Source organism: Pseudomonas sp. NC02 (genome assembly GCF_002874965.1).
Classification (GTDB): Bacteria; Pseudomonadota; Gammaproteobacteria; order Pseudomonadales; family Pseudomonadaceae; genus Aquipseudomonas.
Genome location: NZ_CP025624.1, coordinates 6,115,231 through 6,132,272 on the forward strand (window position 1 = coordinate 6,115,231; position 17,042 = coordinate 6,132,272).

The window sequence follows — 17,042 nt, forward strand, 5'->3', positions numbered from 1 at the left end:
ATGAGCAACGTCATGGGAATTCTTTCAAAAGTGTGGGGCAGCGTCAAAAAAGCTGCCTCGTCGGCCTGGGAAAAGACCAAGGAAGTAGCCAGAGAAGCTATTGGCTTGATGGCAGAAAAGGCAGAGACGTTTGTCGGCACAGTCAAAAGCGTCTGGCAGAAGGTGAAGCCCTTTATTGAAAAGGTCGTACAGCCAGCTCTGAAGCTTGCCGTGCAATGGACAACCGCCGCGTTGCCCGCCTTTCCTTGGGTCGCCGGGGCCATCGCTGCCTTCGACAAAGCGCTGGATGCCCTGGTGGCCTGGGACAAGACCGCCATGGCGAAGAGGCTTGATGCGGCCATCCACTGGGTTATTCAGAGAGCCAAGGACCTGCACGACATAAACCTCAGTAAAGAAGAAATGGCCACAGCGACAGAACACGAAGCTACCTTCCGCGAGGCTCGCAACGACATGCGCGGTGATGCCGCCAAGGCCATCGACCTAGCCAGCCTGATTACCAGCTATGCACAGCTCAATACGCGCATCACTCACGTCATGGAAAACAACAACATTGAGGACTTTGAGCACTACCTGCGCTTGCGTGCCGCGCAAAAGTTGCTCAAGGACACCGAAAAACGCCTGATGCTGGCGCAAGACATCCACGTTATCAATGCCGACGACCTGTTCCTCATGGAGATAGGCGCCGCGCTGCTGAAGAAGTCCCCTAGCATCAGCGAAGCTGACACCCAACGCCTGGACGAAGTCATCTACGCGCGCTTCCGGCAGAAGTTGATCCCATTCGTGTTCGAAGAAATGATCATGGCCTGGGGCTGCAACCTGGACACCATGGAACAGGAATGGAAAGCCCAGAGCCAAGCCATCGCCAAGGACCAGGTACTGCTGCGTCGCCTGGAAATCGGCCAACGCCTGTCTGAACTGGATGCTGAAGAGGCCACCATACTGGCCGACCTGCAGGCCAAAGTGCCGGCCCTCAAAGCCCAGATGGACGGCAAGCGCAAACGCGCCAACGAAATGCGCAGCTACGTGTTTGCCGCTGAAGGTTTCCTGCAAATGCTGGAGAAAAATCCCGAGGATTTCGCCGACAAGGAATACCTGCTCGAAGACAGCAGCGCTGCCGGGATGATCATCATCGAGTGTGCCCAACACGGCAAACAATGGGAGGAACTCAGCGAGTCCGAGCAATTCCTGATCATCGACTTCGCCAATATCTTTGAGGAAGCCAGTCGCGCCCGAGCGGCCAGGCTGGTCGAGGTGGTGGCGTGAAGTTCGACGAAATCATCGCGTTCCTCATCCCGGGAAACGACCCTATACAGCTGTTTTTTGGCGGCCTGTTTCTGATCCTGATCGCCACGACGCTGATCGGCGTATGGCGTGGCGCTACCTCCGAGTCCTGGGAAAAGCGATGGAACGGCAACGGTCAAGTCGATGACTTGGACGTGGAACACGGCTCGGTCAATGAAATCAGTGCTGCCGTGGCCAGCCCCGGCGAAAAACTCGCGGACATCATGCCTGGAATCCTGCTGATTCTGGGGCTGCTCGGTACGTTCCTCGGCTTGGGTATCGCCCTGAACAAGGCCTCGACCATCCTGCTCGAAGCCAATGCCGGGGGCGGCATGGACAATGCCATGGCCAACCTGATGGGCATGATGGAAGGCCTGGGCACCAAGTTCAAAACATCCACCTGGGGCATCATGGCCTTCCTGCTGCTCAAGGCATGGTCGGCTCGCAACGGGTACGAAGAGCGACGCCTGCGTTGGTGTGTCGGCAAGATGAAAGCCGCCTTCGACTTTAGCCGCCTGGCTCAACAACAGGAACGCCAGCAAACCCAATATGCTCTGATCGAGGCCTTGGGCAGAATTGACCAGACACTGGTCAGCCAAGGACAAGCGAATCACGCGCTGCTTGAAACCCAATGCACGCTGAACAAGCATTCTGGTGCCATCCAGGTTGCCACCCACAAGGCTGTCCAGGCATTGCAGCAGGCCTTGGTGCCCGAGATGCAGGCCCTGAACGCCAGCAATGCCCAGGCTCGTGATGCACTGCAAGAGACGCTCACTCACCTGCAGCAACACGGCATCACGCTGGGTGCGACCCACTCAGCCATTCATGACCTGCAACAAACCCTGTTACCTGAAGTGCAGACGCTTAACACCAGCAATAACCAGGCACGCGATGCGCTGTTGGTAACCGTCACGCATCTGCAGCAACACGGCATCACGGCGAGCGCGATCCACTCCGCAGTTCAGGATCTGCAGCAAGCCCTGCTGCCCGAAGTTCAGACCCTCAACAACCACACCGAGCAAGCCCTGGAGGCTTTGCGCGAGACCACCAGCACTCAGCAACAGAACAACGAAGGGCAGAAACAACAGCTCAAGGCCGCCCATGCCGCGCAAAAAAGCCTGGAGCATATGGAGGCCAATATCAGCAACCTGGCAGCGATTTCCGAGGCGGCCACGCAGATGGCCGGTGCTGCCAGCGATGTGGGCCTGTCAGCCAAGGAACTGCAGTCAGCTATCGGTGGTTTCAAAGATGGTGTTGCCGATGTACTGGGCAGTATCAAGCAAGACTTGGGCAGTACCATCGGCCAGATGGGAGACAGCTTCACAGACAACATGGCCACTATGTCCGCGACCATGGCCAACGCCACCGGCGGTATTTCAACAGCCGTCACCAACCTGTCCAGTAGCGTCGGCCAGACGATGGACAAGATACAGAAGTCCAACGAAGACTCGATGGCAATCCAGAAGAATGCCCAAATCGAATTCCTGGGGACCAGCGAAAACCTGAACATAAACATTGGGAGCATGACCGACCTGGTCGGGGACCTGCGTGAACGCATTGTCTCTGGCCTCAAGGCCGTGTCGGAAAGTAGTCGGGGTATGATCGCCGTCAACTCTAAATTCCAGGACGTCACTGAAAAAGCTGCCCGTAGCGCCGTCGCAATCGAGGAACTCGTCGCTGAACTGCAAAAGCTCCAACACGCCAGCCCTTTGCAACCCGTGATGGATACCGTCGCCGGCCGGGTCGAGATGATCGGGCATAGCCTGCAGCGCCTGGACGAGCACCTGCTTGCACTCAAGTCGGCTGCCGACGACGAGCGACAGTTACACGCAATTGGCCAACTGCAGGGCCCGCTGCAACGGATTGTAGAGCGGCTTGAAAACCCCGCCCCGCGGCTCGAGTCCTCGAGTCTCAGTGCTGAAGAGGCGTGAAGGTTTTCTCATGAAAGACAAACCAAATGAATGGGTGTCCATCGCTGACCTGATGGCCGGAGTCATGGCCGTGGTCATGTTACTGCTGGTGATGTCGGTGCTGCAAAAGACCTATTCCGACCTCAAGCACAAGCAGGAGATGGAAAAAAGCAGCACCTCACAACGCGAAAAGGTTGGCGCGATTCTCAGCCAACTCAAGGCCTCGCTGGAGACCAGTGATAACGACGGGTTGGTCGTGCTGGACATCAACGCGCAGAAGATGACCCTGCGCGACGGTATTTTCGGTCGCGGCAGCGCCTGCGTCACGGACGAGGCCAAACTGGCATTCGCCAGCATCGAGGCGCGTATCGCTGACTTCCTGGCCACCTTCAGCAGCGGGAAAGTGTACGTCGAAGGCCATACCGACAACTTGCCCGTATCACGCCCAGTGACCAACTTTGAAGCGTTTTGCACGGTATACGACGACAACTTCACCCTGTCCGCCGCCCGCGCCCGAGAGGCCCGCAAGTTGATCATCGGTGACCTCGACACGGCCAGTGCCAAACGCGTGGTGGTGGCCGGCTACGGCGACTCCCAGCCCATTCCCGGCATCGCCCCTGAGGACGCCCAACAACGGCGCATCGAAGTGCGCTGGGTGATTCAGGAAGATCGCTAAGCAGCGTTCTCCCACTTTTCATTACAGACAAAGGATTACAGCAATGGGTATCACCTACCGCCCGGATGATGACCTGGCGTTTCTCCAGTACTGCACAGAAGACGACATCCGCCAACTGGCCAAGTACCTGATGTTCGATAACGACGGCGAGAAACGCGTGGCCAGCGAGATTGCCGACGACCCGCAATTCAAACAGCTTGAGGGGCAACCGGACCAATGGCGTCAATGCTGGAAGTTGGTCGCCGGTGAGCTGCAGCATTTTGCCGGCGACTCCATCGTCAACCTGTTCCGCCGCCAGGGTGTTTTGTACCGGGAAATGCTCAGCGACGTCTGCGACAAGGCAAAAGCCAAATACGACAGTAAAGCGTCGGCCTATGATATCGAAAACACGCTGATCGAACGGCTGGTCGCACAGTCCTGGGACAGCATGTCCGATGCTGAAAAACGCAAGGCCATGGAATCGATGAACCTTCCAGACGCCATTGATTCGATGCCGATAGTGGCCATCATCAAGGCGATCAGCTCAGGCGGTAAAGGCTCGTTCGAGTGGTCGGCGTGGCTCGCGAGCTCCGCGCGCCAGTTCTTCGGCAGTGCTGCTGCCATGGGCGCGGGCGGCGCCGCTGCGTTGATAGGCGGGCGGGCCGTGGCCGCTTTCGCAGGGCCGGTCGCGGCGTTGGCCATCACCATTCCTATGTTCAGCGGCGCTGCCTACCGAGTCACGATTCCGGCGGTTATCCAGATCGCCTATATGCGTCGAAAATACGAAAAAGAGGACCGTTTCTAATGCAAGCCGCCGCCGACCTGCTGCAAAAAATCTGGGTGCTCGATGAGTCCGCCTTCTCCAAAAAACTGCTGGATGCACTGGCACAGGGCAAGGCCGTCATCCATGACGGTGTCGCCTACTGGAAAGCAGGCAGCGGCGAGACCGGCATCATTCAGCACTTGCCGTTCAAGGAGACGCTGATCAAGTCTGCTGAAGAAGCGATCAAAGCCGCACAGATGACCACGGTCCTGGCTACGGCCGCCTCGACGTGCGTGATCCTGGGCGCCCTGATCATCCAGACCAAATACCTCGCCGCCAAACTCGATAAGATCCAGAGCACTGTCGACGAAATCTCCAAAGACCTGCACTCGCAAAACATCATCTACTACATGGACAAGGTCACCGACTACATCGGCGCCATAGAGGTCGCCCGTACGCTGTTGAAAGACCGCAGCCTGGCCCATGAAATCAAGGAAGTGGCCTACCCGCTCCTGGCCACGGCAGCCGCTAAGCGCAACCACGCATTGTCGTTCATCGATAACATCCTGAACCTTGCGCACAACAGCAACGAGCTGACCAACAAGCACTATGAGCTGGTGGTCAACTTCGCTCACATGATGCTGGAAATCATGCCGCTGGGCATGCACACCGAATACCTGCTGGCTGCTCGTGTCGGCAAACCGCAGTTGGCACAACAAATTCTGGAGGATGGTTCCGAGCGCTATCAAGGTGCTATTGGGCTCTATAAAGGTTTCCTCAATGACCAACATCGTCAACTGGTCCGCGGCAGCATCGGCGATAAAGCTGAAACCTTCCACCGTATTGAACACCGAGCCAAACAGCTGATCGACTCGGAAGAGAACCGGCTGCTACTGTCGCTGCCCAACGGTCGCATGGCGGTGCTCCAGGCTGCTTAATGTGGCTCCAACCCTGATCGCTTGCCCGCAAGCGATCAGGCATGTATAGCTCACGTGACCTCAAGCCTTCCCCGCAGCTCGGCCACCCGCGCCCTTTCCGCCCGCAACGCCCGCTTCAATTCACGATTCTCCATCTCCCGGATCTTCGCCCAGCGTGTCGCGGTGCGGCAGCCCATCACAAACTTCCAGATCTCCCGCAGCCGCAGATACTGCATCAACAGCACCAGCAGAATCACACCGATCAACACCAACGCACCTGTCGAAATCAACTCCGACATACCCATGTCCTTTTTCCTTTTTTTAGCTCCGAGCAATCCCGAAGACAGCCACACGATATGTAGCCTTTAATTACAGGTCCATACTGTGGACAGATACAGGTAAAGTAATGGCACACATGGGAGGGGTCATGAAACGCAAGCAATCCATCGAGCAAGTACGCTGGGACCTGGCACTTCGCTATCGCTTGATCGAGACAGTCGCCTGGTGGGAGGGGCGCCTGACCACGGGGCACTTGATCCAGAGCTTCGGCATCAGCCGGCAGCAGGCGTCGAAGGACATCAACACGTACATCAACGAGCATGCGCCCCGAAACTTGACATATGACAAGCAGCTCAAGGGCTATGTCCCGAGCAAACTGTTCAAGCCAAGGTTCATCGACGACAGCGCCAGCGCCTATTTGCACCTGCTCTACCAGAACAATGAACGAGCGCCGCACATTGAAGGCCTGGCGCTGGCCTATGCCCACACCAAGGTACTGGAGGTGCCCGACCGTACCATTCGCCCGCAAATTTTGCGTCCGCTGCTCAAGGCTTGCCGCGAAGGGCTGCGCCTGGAAACCGAGTACGTTTCCCTGGCCAACCCGGAGCCGGAGATTCGCCTGATTGCTCCTCATACTCTGGTGTACACCGGCATGCGTTGGCATGTGCGGGCTTACTGCGAGAAGAACCGCAAGTACCGCGACTTTGTGCTCAGCCGCCTGAGGGGTGAACCGGAGTTGCTGGATAAGTCAGAAAACCTGATCGGCGAAGATACGGTGTGGGAGACCGCAGTGGACCTGGTGATTGCACCGGACCAGCGATTGTCACCGACCCAGCGGGCGATCATCGAAACGGACTTCGGCATGGTCGACGGGCAGTTGGTAATCCCCAGTCGCCAGGCGCTGGTGAAATATGTCCTGCAGCGTTATCAGATCGATCCGAAGAACCTGGACCCTAAACCCGAAGCCCAACAGATCGTGGTGAAGAACCTGCAAGAGCTGAAACCGTGGCTGTACGATTGATCGACACGGGTTCCTTCCCAGCGCAATGCTGGGGGGAATCGCTGCAGTCAATGAGCTGAATCGCCGTTTTACGTAGTGCCTGGCAGTAGCTTGGCACGGAAAAAATCGCCCTCCTCGTAAGCCCAATCTGATTTTCCAGACCACTCGTCCAGGCCCCATTTTGCTGTTGCAGACTCCGACGCCTCCCCTTTGCAGAGACGTCATGGATGACTGCTTCTTCGTCCCACATTGCCCACATCGAACACGAACTGGATGGCTTTCATCAGAGCCTGGCGGTGTATCGCCAGCAGGTGGGCGCCTGGTATTCGCAAGCGCTGGATAAGGTCAGCCATGCAGCGGATTTGCCGTCGTTGCTAGGAATGGACCGAATCATTCGGGTGGGAGACTCGAGCAAATCGGTGAGCATGACCGATGACAATTTCTCGACGGTGGTGCGCTGTGAGGTCGGTGGCGTACTGGAGATCGAGAGCAAGTTCGAGTCGGTGTATGACGTGCCGCTGGGAGGTATCCCGGTCGAGGTGATTGGGCTGGATGACGGCAGCTCTACCGTCGTCATGCTCGATGAACAGGGGAAAGGCTCTCACCCCTGTGTGGCCGGCAAACGCTACCGGGTGCGGGTGCAGGGCGGGGTTTCGCAGGAGCAGGTCGAGGCGCTGCTTTCGTCTTACGACGGTTTGACCGCTGACCTGGAAAGCTGGCTTCGCAAACAATGGGACGGTTTCAGACCGCATTGGGAAAGGTCCACTTCAAGCGCGATTGGCACTGGCGTGCTGGCGGGAAGTTGGGCAGCAGTTACTGGCGTGTGGGACGCCATCAAGCAGGTGCAGGAGACCTTCAAGGATCCGGGAAAGCTGTTTGAAAGCCTGGGAGCCAAAGCCAGCGAGCTGATGGAGCTGGCCCGCACTGCGCCAAAGGTGATGGAACAGGCCATGTTACTGGCCAGTGATGAGGCGGCGCTGTACCTGATGCTGCGCACGGCGATGATTTGGCTGTCGGCGTTACCGCCTAGCGAGGTTGCCGGCAGTACCGCCGAGGCGGTGGCCGGGTTTGTGGTGTCGTTGCTGATCGATTTGTTGGTGGCGGCTTTGCTGACGGTTGTTTTGCCGGCGGCGGGTATCGCCTATTTGAGCTCGCGTGCGCTCAGGTATGGCGCTCGGATTGTTGAGGCGGCCATTCGGTTTGTGAAGGGCATATTCAGTGTTCTTCAGAGCTTTATGGGGGCAGTGGGACGGTACAAGACAGTAGCGGTTCGGGGCGCTGTGGAGGGGTTGAAAAAAGGTGGCGTGCAGATGCGCTGGGGGCCACGTCAGAACACGGCGGTTCGACAGGGAGCGCATGTGGATGATGCGCCTGCTTCGGCGAAAAACCCCAATGGGGATGCTTCGGCTTGTGCAGTAGATACCTGTAAAAACGGCTGCCCGGTATCGATGGTTACCGGTGAGGAGCTGCTGACCCTGACGGATGGCTCGTTGGAAGGTGTGCTGCCGTTTGCCTGGACGCGGTTGTATCGCAGCAGTGCCGTCGAAGTGGATTGCGGGTTGGGGTTTGGCTGGAGCCATTCGCTGGCGCAACGGTTGGTGGTGAGCGGCGAATCGGTGGTGTGGACCGATCACGAGAACCGCAGCACCACCTTTCCCCTGCCCTCTGCTGCACGGCCGGCGATCACCAATAGCCTGGCGGAAGCGGCGATTTATCTGGGTGCTTTGCCGGATGAATGGGTGCTGGCTCAGGCGTCGCTTTTCTACCACTTCCGTGACGGTGTGCTGACGGCGATCAGCGATGCGTATGACAACCAACTGCGCATTTCCCGCGACTATTCCGGGCGGATTCATCGGATCGATAACCATGTTGGCCAGGGATTGCTGCTGCGGTATGACCGGGGGCACATCGTTGCGGTCGACTATCAGGTGCAGCGGGAGCCGGGCTGGGTCACCGAACAGACCATTGTTTCCTACAGGTATGACGACGCTTCGCGATTGGTTGAAGCGACCAACGCTGTCGGCGAAAGCGAGCGTTATCGCTACGACGATCAGCAGGTGATCCTGGAACGGGAACTGGCCGGTGGGGCGAGTTTCTTCTGGGAGTGGGAACGGTCCGGCAAGGCGGCGCGATGTGTCCGGCACTGGGCCAGTTTTTCGCAGATGGACACGCGGTATGTGTGGGACGACAACGGCACGGTCACCGTGCACAACGCCGATGGCAGCCAGGAAGTCTATGTCCACGACCAGCGCGCACGGTTGGTGCAGCAGATTGATCCGGACGGCGCGCAGCACTTCAAATCCTACGATGAAAAAGGCCGGCTGACGGTCGAGCAGAATCCGCTGGGGGCGGTGACGGCCTATCAGTACGACGAAGCCGGTCGGTTGATTGCGCTGTTTCCCGGGGACGATACGCCGACGTCCTACGAGCATGACAACGGGTTCGTACGGGTTGTGCGCCGTGGTGACGCGGTGTGGAAATACCAGCGTAACGATCAAGGCGATATCACTCGCAAGACTGATCCGGACGGCAATTACACCGAATACACCTACACCCAACACGGAAAGCTCACGGGTGTTTGGTATCCGGATAACAGCAGCCAACGCTTTATCTGGAACGAACGCGGCCAGCTCATTGAGGAAAAACTGGCGAATGGCGGTGTGCGGCGTTATCGCTATAACGAGCTGGGGCGGCAGGTGGCTTGCGAGGATGAGCATGGTGCGCTGACCCAGTATCAGTGGGACGCCGTAGGTCGTTTGCTGAAAGTGATTCAGCCGGGCGGCGCCACACGCGAATTCAGCTACAACCCTTACGGCAAAATCACTGCCGAACGCGACGAGCTGGGTCGGGTTACGCGCTACGAGTATGCCGACGGCCTGCATCTGATCAGCCGGCGGATTAATCCCGACGGCACGCAGCTTAAATACCGTTATGACAATGTCCGGCTATTACTGACCGAGATCGAAAACGAGGCTGGGGAAACCTATCGGCTCGACTATCACGCCAATGGCCTGATCCAGCAGGAAACCGGGTTTGATGGTCGCCGCACCGCCTATGTCTACGACCTCACCGGGCATCTGCTGGAAAAGACCGAGTACGGCGACGATGGCAGTCGTCTGGTTACTGGTTATCAGCGGGACAGCGCCGGTCGCCTGGTAAGAAAAACCCTGCCCGACTGCAGCACGGTTGATTACACCTACGATCGCCTCGGCAATCTCCTCAGCGTCGACGACGGCCACTGGCCGCTGCATTACGAATACGACCTGCAAAACCGCCTCACCGCCGAACACCAGGGCTGGGGCACGTTGCGCTACCGCTACGACGAATGTGGGCAACTCAACTACCTGCGCCTGCCCGACAACAACCGCCTCGCTTTCCACCACGAAAAAGGCGGCGACCTCGCCACCGTCGAACTCAACGGCAACCTGCTCACCTCGCACCTGTTCAAATCCGGCCGCGAGCACCAACGCCAGCAAGGCCAACTCCTCAGCCATTACCACTACGACGACCAGGGCCGCCTGCACGCCCACGCGATCACCCAACAGGAACAACGCCACCAGCGCCGCCAATACGACTACGACAAACGCGGCAACCTGACCCGCATCCTCGACACTCGCAAAGGCCAGCACGACTACCACTACGACCCGCTCGACCGCCTGACCCGCGCCGACCACTCGCACGACCTGCAGGAACGCTTCGTCCACGACCCGGCGGGCAACCTGCTGATGCAAGACCGCGTAGGGCCCAGCGTCGTCAAAGGCAATCGCCTGTTGATGCAAGGCGACCGTCATTACGACTACGACGCTTTCGGCAACCTCCTGCGCGAACGCCGGGGTCGGGCGCAGCGCTTGGTTACCGCATACCGCTACGACTGCCAGCATCGTCTGATCAGCATCACCCAGCCGGACGGTACCGAGGCCGCATATCGCTATGACCCGTTTGGTCGGCGTATCGCCAAAACCCTCAACGGTCAGACCACCGAGTTCTTCTGGCAAGGCGACACGCTGATCGCCGAACACAGTGCTGATCACCACCAAAGCTATATCTACGAACCCAACAGCTTTCGCCCGTTAGCGCTGCTCAAAGGCTACGGCCCGGAAGACGTAAACCCCTTCCACTACCAACTCGACCACCTCGGCACGCCACAGGAACTCACTGCGCCGGACGGCGAAATTGTCTGGTCAGCGCACTACCGCGCCTACGGCCAAATCGCGAAGCTCGACGTCAACACCCTCACCAACCCGCTGCGCTTCCAGGGCCAATACTTCGACCCGGAAAGCGGACTGCACTACAACCGTCATCGCTACTACAATCCGGATATTGGCCGCTACCTGACGCCCGATCCCGTGAAGCTGGCGGGTGGGCTGAACGGATACCAATACGTGCCCAACCCGACCGGGTGGGTGGATCCGTTGGGATTAGCATGTAAACCTACAGACTGCCCACAGGCCGCTGGCGGAACATGGGAATTTAACTCCGATGTAGATCTTGACTGGAGAACAGAAAAGGGAAGTCCTTATCAGCAAATGCGTAAAGCGCTGGACGAGGCTTTTCACAAAACTGGCGTATCAAGAGACGATTACACCGTGACCAAATGGGGAAAAGACCAACACGGTAAATCATGGCCGACGGAGTGGCGAGTACTAAGAGGAGCAAACAAAGGAGCAGAAGTGAACATCGACGATCCAACGTTGGTCCCATCGACTAAAGGTCCGGCCTCACCACACGTTGGTTACCAGACCGCAGGTAAAAGAAGCGGTGGTGGAGCCAAAAGAGGGCATATATTGCTTGAGCTGATTCCTGTTAGCCGTTCAAAAATCGGTACACCTCAATGAATTATCTAGAAGAAGAAATCGATGAAGTATTAATTACTCTGGGCATAGAGGGCAGAAAGCTGAACTCCAGCCAGATTAGTTCACTAATCACATCTCTTATCGAGAGATTTTTCAGAACTAAACAAAAGACGCTTGACCCAAATTATCTCAATGTAAAAACCGAGCAACACAACCCGAATTTCTGGAAAGAGATACAAGACCTGATTCATAGTGACCGACTAATTTTAATTGTTTTCGATTCAGCCCACAGAGCGTGGGAGATAGGCAGCGCCAAAAGTCTTGCTCTTATTTTATCTGAAACCACTGGCTATCCTTTCTGGATAACTGATCGAGACCTAACATTCTTAGTCCATATGGATGACCATGACTGCATAAGCTGGGCATAGAAATAAAACTCTGTAAGCAGCAAAAATCGAATACCACGAGTGACTCACTTCAAGAGCAAACCTATTGAATGAAGCTGATAACCGTGTCCTTTACCCAAGAAGCCTTAAAGCTTCTGGACGTTGACGCATACCCAGAGAACAAACTGACTACTGCATCTGAACAGCAGCAGCGCGCTCGATATCGACCTCACCTCCGATAAACGCCGGGTAAATCTGCGAAGAGGCCGTGTGTATCTGCACGTCAGCCACAACAGTCGACCATTTATTGTGCAAGCCGACGGCACTCGGATTAGGGCGTTGGGCACCGAGTTTTCCGTCGCGCATAACGACAAAGGCGGCCATGTGATCTGGCTCGACGATAAAGTCGGGCAACGCACCATCAGCGCCAGACTCAATCTGAATCAGGTCGACAGTGCCTTAGACGCGCTGATCAGCAGCCAGAAACTGCGCACCACTGCCCTCACCCGTCGAGTGCTGATCGTGCGCAGCTGACTGGACAGTGAGCCGAATAGCTCACACAATCGGCTCACCAAATGAGCCGAATAAGCCTTCTATTCGGCTCACACACCGAGTATGCCTCCATGGATCACCCGAACTGGATCTGGCAACAACCCGACTGGCCGCACTTTCACTGGCAACCTGAGCGCCTTGCAGCGTTGTTGCGCGAGTGCACGCAGGCGCAAGGAAAGTTGCTGGGCATGCTCGGTTCGGTCAGCCAGGCACAGAGTTCAGAGAATGAACTGGATGCGTTGCTGCAAAACATTCTGACCTCCTCGGCAATCGAGGGTGAGCAGTTGAATGTGGGCTCGGTACGTTCCTCTTTGGCCCGGCGCCTGGGCCTGGAGCTATTGCAAGACGGCTCCGTGAGCCGGCGCAGCGAGGGTCTGGCTGACTTGATGCTGGACGCCACGCAGCAGTTTGCTCAACCGTTTACCCTCACCCGTCTATTTAACTGGCATCGGTGGTTGTTTCCCGCCGAGGAGGCCCGCTTTTCCACCCACGGCTTGAACGTAGGCGCGCTAAGGGGGGATGAGCCCATGCAAGTCGTGTCGGGACGACTGGACCGACCCACTGTGCATTTCGAGGCCCCACCCCGCCAAGGACTGGAGCAGTCGCTGGACGATTTCATCGAATGGTTTGAAGCCAGCCGGAATCATGCGGCCCTTGACCCATTGCTCCGCGCAGGCCTGGCGCATTTCTGGTTCGTCACCCTGCACCCCTTCGATGATGGCAACGGTCGTCTGACGCGGGCTATTACTGACCTCGCGCTTGCCCAGGCGGAGAACCAGGCGATCCGCTTCTACGCCATGTCGGCAAGCATCCTTGAAGACCGGGCAGGCTATTACCGTGCACTGGAAACCAGTCAAAAAGCCACGCTGGATGTCACCGATTGGCTAGAGTGGTTCCTGCAAACCCTGCTTCGTAGCCTGCAGCAGGCGATGGCGCGGATCGACCGGGTGCTGGGTAAAACTCGCTTCTGGCAACGGCATCGAGACCACGCACTCAGCGCCGAGCAGACAAAAGTCTTGAATCGCTTGCTCGACGGCGGCGAGAAGGGCTTTGAGCACGGGATCAGCGCGGCCCAATATCAGGCGGTGGCCAAAGTGTCCAAGGCAACGGCGACCCGACATCTGGCCGATCTTCTGGAAAAAAACTGCCTGGTTCGGCTACCCGGCGGCGGCCGCAGCACCCGCTATCAAATCAACACCCAAGGCGATTGATTTACAAGGCAAATCCCCCCACTCATTTGCCCCAATCCCCCATGTCTGCTAGTGTCGCGCCGGTTTACCGTCTACCGGAATAGCCGCCATGGCCCGCAAAAAAGTTGCACTCGATTTCGAACAATCCCTCGCCGACCTGCAAACCCTGGTCGAGCGGATGGAGAACGGCGAGTTGTCGCTGGAAGACTCGCTGACCGCATTCGAGCAAGGCATCGGCCTGACCCGCGACTGCCAGAGCGCCCTGGCGCAGGCGGAGCAGAAGGTCCAGGTGTTGCTGGAACGCGATGGGGAGTTGGCCGAAGAACCTTTCGATGCGGAACAGCCTGAATGATCGACGCTTATCAGGCCGGCAGCCAGGCCCGGGTCAATGCTGCGCTGGAACCGCTGTTTGTCGCGCCCAGCCCTGAGCTGAACCGCCTGTATGAGGCCATGCGCTACAGCGTGATGAACGGTGGCAAGCGCGTTCGCCCGTTGCTCGCCTATGCGGCCTGTGAAGCCCTCGGCGCCCAGGCGGAGGAAGCCAACGGCGCCGCCTGTGCGGTGGAGTTGATCCACGCTTACTCCCTGGTACACGACGATTTGCCGGCGATGGACGACGACGATCTGCGTCGCGGCCAGCCCACTACCCATAAAGCCTTTGATGAAGCCTGCGCGATTCTCGCCGGTGACGGCCTGCAAAGCCTGGCGTTCAGCGCCCTGCTGGACCCGCGCCTGAGCAGCGTCAACGCCGAGATCCGTCTGCGCATGGTCACCGCGCTGGCGCTGGCCGCAGGGCCTGCCGGCATGGTCGGCGGCCAGGCGATTGACCTGGGCTCGGTCGGTTTGAAGCTCGATCAACAAGCCCTGGAATACATGCACCGCCACAAGACCGGCGCGCTGATCGAGGCCGCCGTGCACCTCGGCGCCCTGGCCAGTGGCCGTGCCGAAGCGGCGCAACTGGCGGCGCTGCAAACCTACGCGCGGGCCATCGGCCTGGCGTTCCAGGTGCAGGACGATATTCTCGACGTTGAAAGCGATACCGCGACCCTCGGCAAGCGCCAGGGTGCTGATATCGCACGGGACAAGCCGACTTATCCTTCGCTTCTCGGGCTGGAAGCCGCCAAGGCGTACGCCCTGGAGCTGCGGGACCAGGCCCTGGATGCCCTGCGACCTTTCGACGCGGCTGCCGAGCCACTGCGTGACCTGGCGCGGTATATCGTCGAACGTCGCCACTGACAACAGCGGCCTTTTCCACCGCATATCAGCCAAGTTCGGCGCTCTGCGTGGGCAGTTTGCGATGCTTGAGGTAAACTGCCGCCTCTTCTATACCTATAACGATTCGCCTGATGCCCACGACGTTTCAAGAGATTCCCCGCAAGCGCCCGGCCACGCCCCTGCTGGACCGTGCCAACACGCCAGCCGGCCTGCGCCGCCTGGGTGAAGCCGAGCTGGAAACCCTGGCCGATGAGTTGCGCCTGGAATTGCTCTACACGGTCGGCCAGACCGGTGGGCATTTCGGTGCCGGCCTGGGCGTCATCGAGCTGACCATTGCGCTGCATTACGTATTCGACACTCCGGACGACCGGCTGGTGTGGGACGTGGGTCATCAGGCCTATCCGCACAAGATTCTCACCGGACGCCGCGAGCGCATGGCCACACTGCGCCAGAAGGATGGCATCGCCGCCTTCCCGCGCCGCTCCGAGAGCGAGTACGACACCTTTGGCGTCGGCCACTCCAGCACCTCTATCAGTGCAGCGTTGGGCATGGCGATTGCCGCCCGCCTGCAAAACAGCGATCGCAAGGCGATTGCGGTGATCGGTGATGGCGCGTTGACCGCCGGCATGGCCTTCGAGGCGCTGAACCACGCACCGGAAGTGGACGCCAACATGCTGGTGATCCTCAACGACAACGACATGTCGATCTCGCGCAATGTCGGTGGCCTGTCGAATTACCTGGCAAAAATCCTCTCCAGCCGCACTTATGCAAGCATGCGTGAAGGCAGCAAGAAGGTGCTCTCGCGTCTGCCCGGCGCGTGGGAAATTGCCCGTCGTACCGAAGAATATGCCAAGGGGATGCTGGTTCCCGGCACCCTGTTCGAAGAGCTGGGCTGGAACTACATCGGCCCGATCGACGGCCATGACCTGCCAACCCTGATCGCCACCCTGCGCAACATGCGTGACCTTAAAGGCCCGCAGTTCCTGCATATCGTGACCAAGAAAGGCAAAGGCTTCGCCCCGGCGGAAGTCGACCCGATTGGTTACCACGCGATCACCAAGCTGGAACCGCTGAACGCCCCGGCCGCCGCGCCGAAGAAGCCCAGCGGGCCAAAGTATTCCGGTGTGTTCGGCGAATGGCTGTGTGACATGGCCGCCGCCGACCCGCGCCTGGTGGGCATCACCCCGGCGATGAAGGAAGGTTCCGACCTGGTGGCGTTCAGCGAGCGTTTCCCGCTGCGCTATTTCGACGTGGCCATCGCCGAGCAACACGCGGTGACCTTCGCCGCGGGCATGGCCTGTGAAGGCGCCAAGCCGGTGGTAGCAATCTACTCTACGTTCCTGCAACGCGGTTATGACCAGTTGATTCATGACGTCGCGGTGCAGAACCTCGACGTACTGTTCGCCATCGACCGTGCGGGCCTGGTGGGCGAAGACGGCCCGACCCATGCCGGCAGCTTCGACCTCTCGTACCTGCGCTGCATCCCCGGCATACTGGTGATGACCCCGAGCGACGAGAACGAATTGCGCAAGATGCTCAGCACCGGCCACCTGTACAACGGCCCGGCGGCTGTGCGCTATCCGCGGGGGAATGGTCCGAATGCGGTGATCGAAAAGGACCTTGAGCCTATCGAAATCGGCAAGGGTATCGTCCGCCGCCAGGGCAGCGGCGTTGCCTTGCTGGTGTTCGGCGTGCAATTGGCTGAAGCCTTGAAAGTGGCCGAGAAGATCGACGCCACGGTGGTAGACATGCGTTTCGTCAAGCCACTGGACGAGGCCTTGGTGCGCGAGATCGCCGGCAGCCATGAGCTGCTGGTGACCCTCGAAGAAAACGCCATCATGGGCGGCGCCGGTGCGGCAGTCAGTGAGTTCCTGGCGCGGGAGAATATCCTCAAGTCGGTGCTGCACCTGGGCCTGCCGGATGTGTATGTCGAGCATGCCAAGCCGGCGCAGATGCTGGCTGAGTGCGGGCTGGATGAATCCGGGATTGAAGCTTCGGTTCGTCAGCGCATGGCCCTGCTGGGCCTGTAGAAACGCGATTAAAAATGTGGGAGCGGGCTTGCTCGCGAAGGCGCTGAGTCAGTCGACAGATGCATTGACTG

General features: G+C 58.6%; 14 protein-coding genes. 13 read left to right on the forward strand and 1 reads right to left on the reverse strand.

Annotation, left to right across the window (positions count from 1 at the left end):
• Positions 1-12: 12 nt before the first annotated feature.
• From C0058_RS28750 to C0058_RS28770, 5 genes are read left to right on the forward strand one after another with little or no spacing between them, the layout of a single operon-like run.
• Entirely contained in the window at positions 13-1,263 is a 1,251-nt protein-coding gene (locus tag C0058_RS28750) for a hypothetical protein (RefSeq protein WP_102369975.1), read from the forward strand.
• Positions 1,260-3,212 carry a hypothetical protein gene (locus C0058_RS28755; RefSeq protein ID WP_102369976.1) on the forward strand — a complete coding sequence of 651 codons (1,953 nt, stop codon included), beginning with the start codon at positions 1,260-1,262 and terminating at the stop codon, positions 3,210-3,212. The genes C0058_RS28750 and C0058_RS28755 overlap by 4 nt, the downstream gene beginning before the upstream one ends.
• Positions 3,213-3,222: 10 nt before the next feature.
• Positions 3,223-3,867, forward strand: a complete 645-nt coding sequence (locus C0058_RS28760) for an OmpA family protein (protein WP_102369977.1) — start codon at positions 3,223-3,225, stop codon at positions 3,865-3,867.
• A gap of 43 nt (positions 3,868-3,910) precedes the next feature.
• Positions 3,911-4,651: a DUF3944 domain-containing protein gene (locus C0058_RS28765; RefSeq protein WP_102369978.1), complete on the forward strand. Its 741-nt coding sequence runs from the start codon at positions 3,911-3,913 to the stop codon at positions 4,649-4,651.
• Entirely contained in the window at positions 4,651-5,547 is an 897-nt protein-coding gene (locus C0058_RS28770; protein ID WP_102369979.1) for a hypothetical protein, read from the forward strand. Before C0058_RS28765 ends, C0058_RS28770 begins: the two co-directional genes overlap by 1 nt.
• A 50-nt stretch (positions 5,548-5,597) precedes the next feature.
• On the opposite strand, the gene C0058_RS28775 is transcribed toward C0058_RS28770, so the two are convergent.
• A complete protein-coding gene (locus tag C0058_RS28775; protein ID WP_102369980.1) occupies positions 5,598-5,831 on the reverse strand; it encodes a hypothetical protein in 234 nt (77 codons plus the stop codon).
• Positions 5,832-5,953: 122 nt separating this feature from the next.
• On the opposite strand from C0058_RS28775, the gene C0058_RS28780 reads away from it, so the two are divergent.
• From C0058_RS28780 to dxs, 8 genes are all read left to right on the forward strand, one after another.
• Positions 5,954-6,826, forward strand: coding sequence for a WYL domain-containing protein (locus tag C0058_RS28780; RefSeq protein ID WP_102369981.1), 873 nt, complete (start codon positions 5,954-5,956; stop codon positions 6,824-6,826).
• A 206-nt stretch (positions 6,827-7,032) separates the two neighbouring features.
• Positions 7,033-11,640 carry an RHS repeat-associated core domain-containing protein gene (locus C0058_RS28785; protein ID WP_102369982.1) on the forward strand — a complete coding sequence of 1,536 codons (4,608 nt, stop codon included), beginning with the start codon at positions 7,033-7,035 and terminating at the stop codon, positions 11,638-11,640.
• Complete coding sequence (locus C0058_RS28790; RefSeq protein WP_102369983.1) at positions 11,637-12,026, forward strand: hypothetical protein; 390 nt, start codon at positions 11,637-11,639, stop codon at positions 12,024-12,026. The genes C0058_RS28785 and C0058_RS28790 overlap by 4 nt, the downstream gene beginning before the upstream one ends.
• Before the next feature lie 156 nt (positions 12,027-12,182).
• On the forward strand, positions 12,183-12,518 hold the full coding sequence (locus C0058_RS28795) for a FecR domain-containing protein (RefSeq protein ID WP_256579637.1): 336 nt from the start codon (positions 12,183-12,185) through the stop codon (positions 12,516-12,518).
• Between the two features lie 89 nt (positions 12,519-12,607).
• Complete coding sequence (locus C0058_RS28800) at positions 12,608-13,747, forward strand: Fic family protein (protein ID WP_102369984.1); 1,140 nt, start codon at positions 12,608-12,610, stop codon at positions 13,745-13,747.
• Between the two features lie 88 nt (positions 13,748-13,835).
• Positions 13,836-14,078, forward strand: coding sequence for an exodeoxyribonuclease VII small subunit (locus C0058_RS28805; protein ID WP_003209964.1), 243 nt, complete (start codon positions 13,836-13,838; stop codon positions 14,076-14,078).
• Positions 14,075-14,962 (forward strand): (2E,6E)-farnesyl diphosphate synthase, encoded by an 888-nt coding sequence (gene ispA / locus C0058_RS28810; RefSeq protein WP_003209966.1) that lies wholly within the window; start codon positions 14,075-14,077, stop codon positions 14,960-14,962. Before C0058_RS28805 ends, ispA begins: the two co-directional genes overlap by 4 nt.
• A 110-nt stretch (positions 14,963-15,072) precedes the next feature.
• Positions 15,073-16,971 (forward strand): 1-deoxy-D-xylulose-5-phosphate synthase, encoded by a 1,899-nt coding sequence (gene dxs / locus C0058_RS28815; protein WP_102369985.1) that lies wholly within the window; start codon positions 15,073-15,075, stop codon positions 16,969-16,971.
• Positions 16,972-17,042 lie beyond the last annotated feature (71 nt).

What these genes read in the sequence shown, in the direction of transcription:
- C0058_RS28805 (WP_003209964.1), top strand. Translation starts at nt 13,836, where the DNA reads ATGGCCCGCAAAAAAGTTGCACTCGATTTCGAACAATCCCTCGCCGAC.
- C0058_RS28770 (WP_102369979.1), top strand. Translation starts at nt 4,651, where the DNA reads ATGCAAGCCGCCGCCGACCTGCTGCAAAAAATCTGGGTGCTCGATGAG.
- C0058_RS28790 (WP_102369983.1), top strand. Translation starts at nt 11,637, where the DNA reads ATGAATTATCTAGAAGAAGAAATCGATGAAGTATTAATTACTCTGGGC.
- C0058_RS28750 (WP_102369975.1), top strand. Translation starts at nt 13, where the DNA reads ATGGGAATTCTTTCAAAAGTGTGGGGCAGCGTCAAAAAAGCTGCCTCG.
- dxs (WP_102369985.1), top strand. Translation starts at nt 15,073, where the DNA reads ATGCCCACGACGTTTCAAGAGATTCCCCGCAAGCGCCCGGCCACGCCC.
- C0058_RS28780 (WP_102369981.1), top strand. Translation starts at nt 5,954, where the DNA reads ATGAAACGCAAGCAATCCATCGAGCAAGTACGCTGGGACCTGGCACTT.
- C0058_RS28760 (WP_102369977.1), top strand. Translation starts at nt 3,223, where the DNA reads ATGAAAGACAAACCAAATGAATGGGTGTCCATCGCTGACCTGATGGCC.
- C0058_RS28765 (WP_102369978.1), top strand. Translation starts at nt 3,911, where the DNA reads ATGGGTATCACCTACCGCCCGGATGATGACCTGGCGTTTCTCCAGTAC.
- ispA (WP_003209966.1), top strand. Translation starts at nt 14,075, where the DNA reads ATGATCGACGCTTATCAGGCCGGCAGCCAGGCCCGGGTCAATGCTGCG.
- C0058_RS28785 (WP_102369982.1), top strand. Translation starts at nt 7,033, where the DNA reads ATGACTGCTTCTTCGTCCCACATTGCCCACATCGAACACGAACTGGAT.
- C0058_RS28800 (WP_102369984.1), top strand. Translation starts at nt 12,608, where the DNA reads ATGGATCACCCGAACTGGATCTGGCAACAACCCGACTGGCCGCACTTT.
- C0058_RS28775 (WP_102369980.1), bottom strand. Translation starts at nt 5,831, where the DNA reads ATGGGTATGTCGGAGTTGATTTCGACAGGTGCGTTGGTGTTGATCGGT.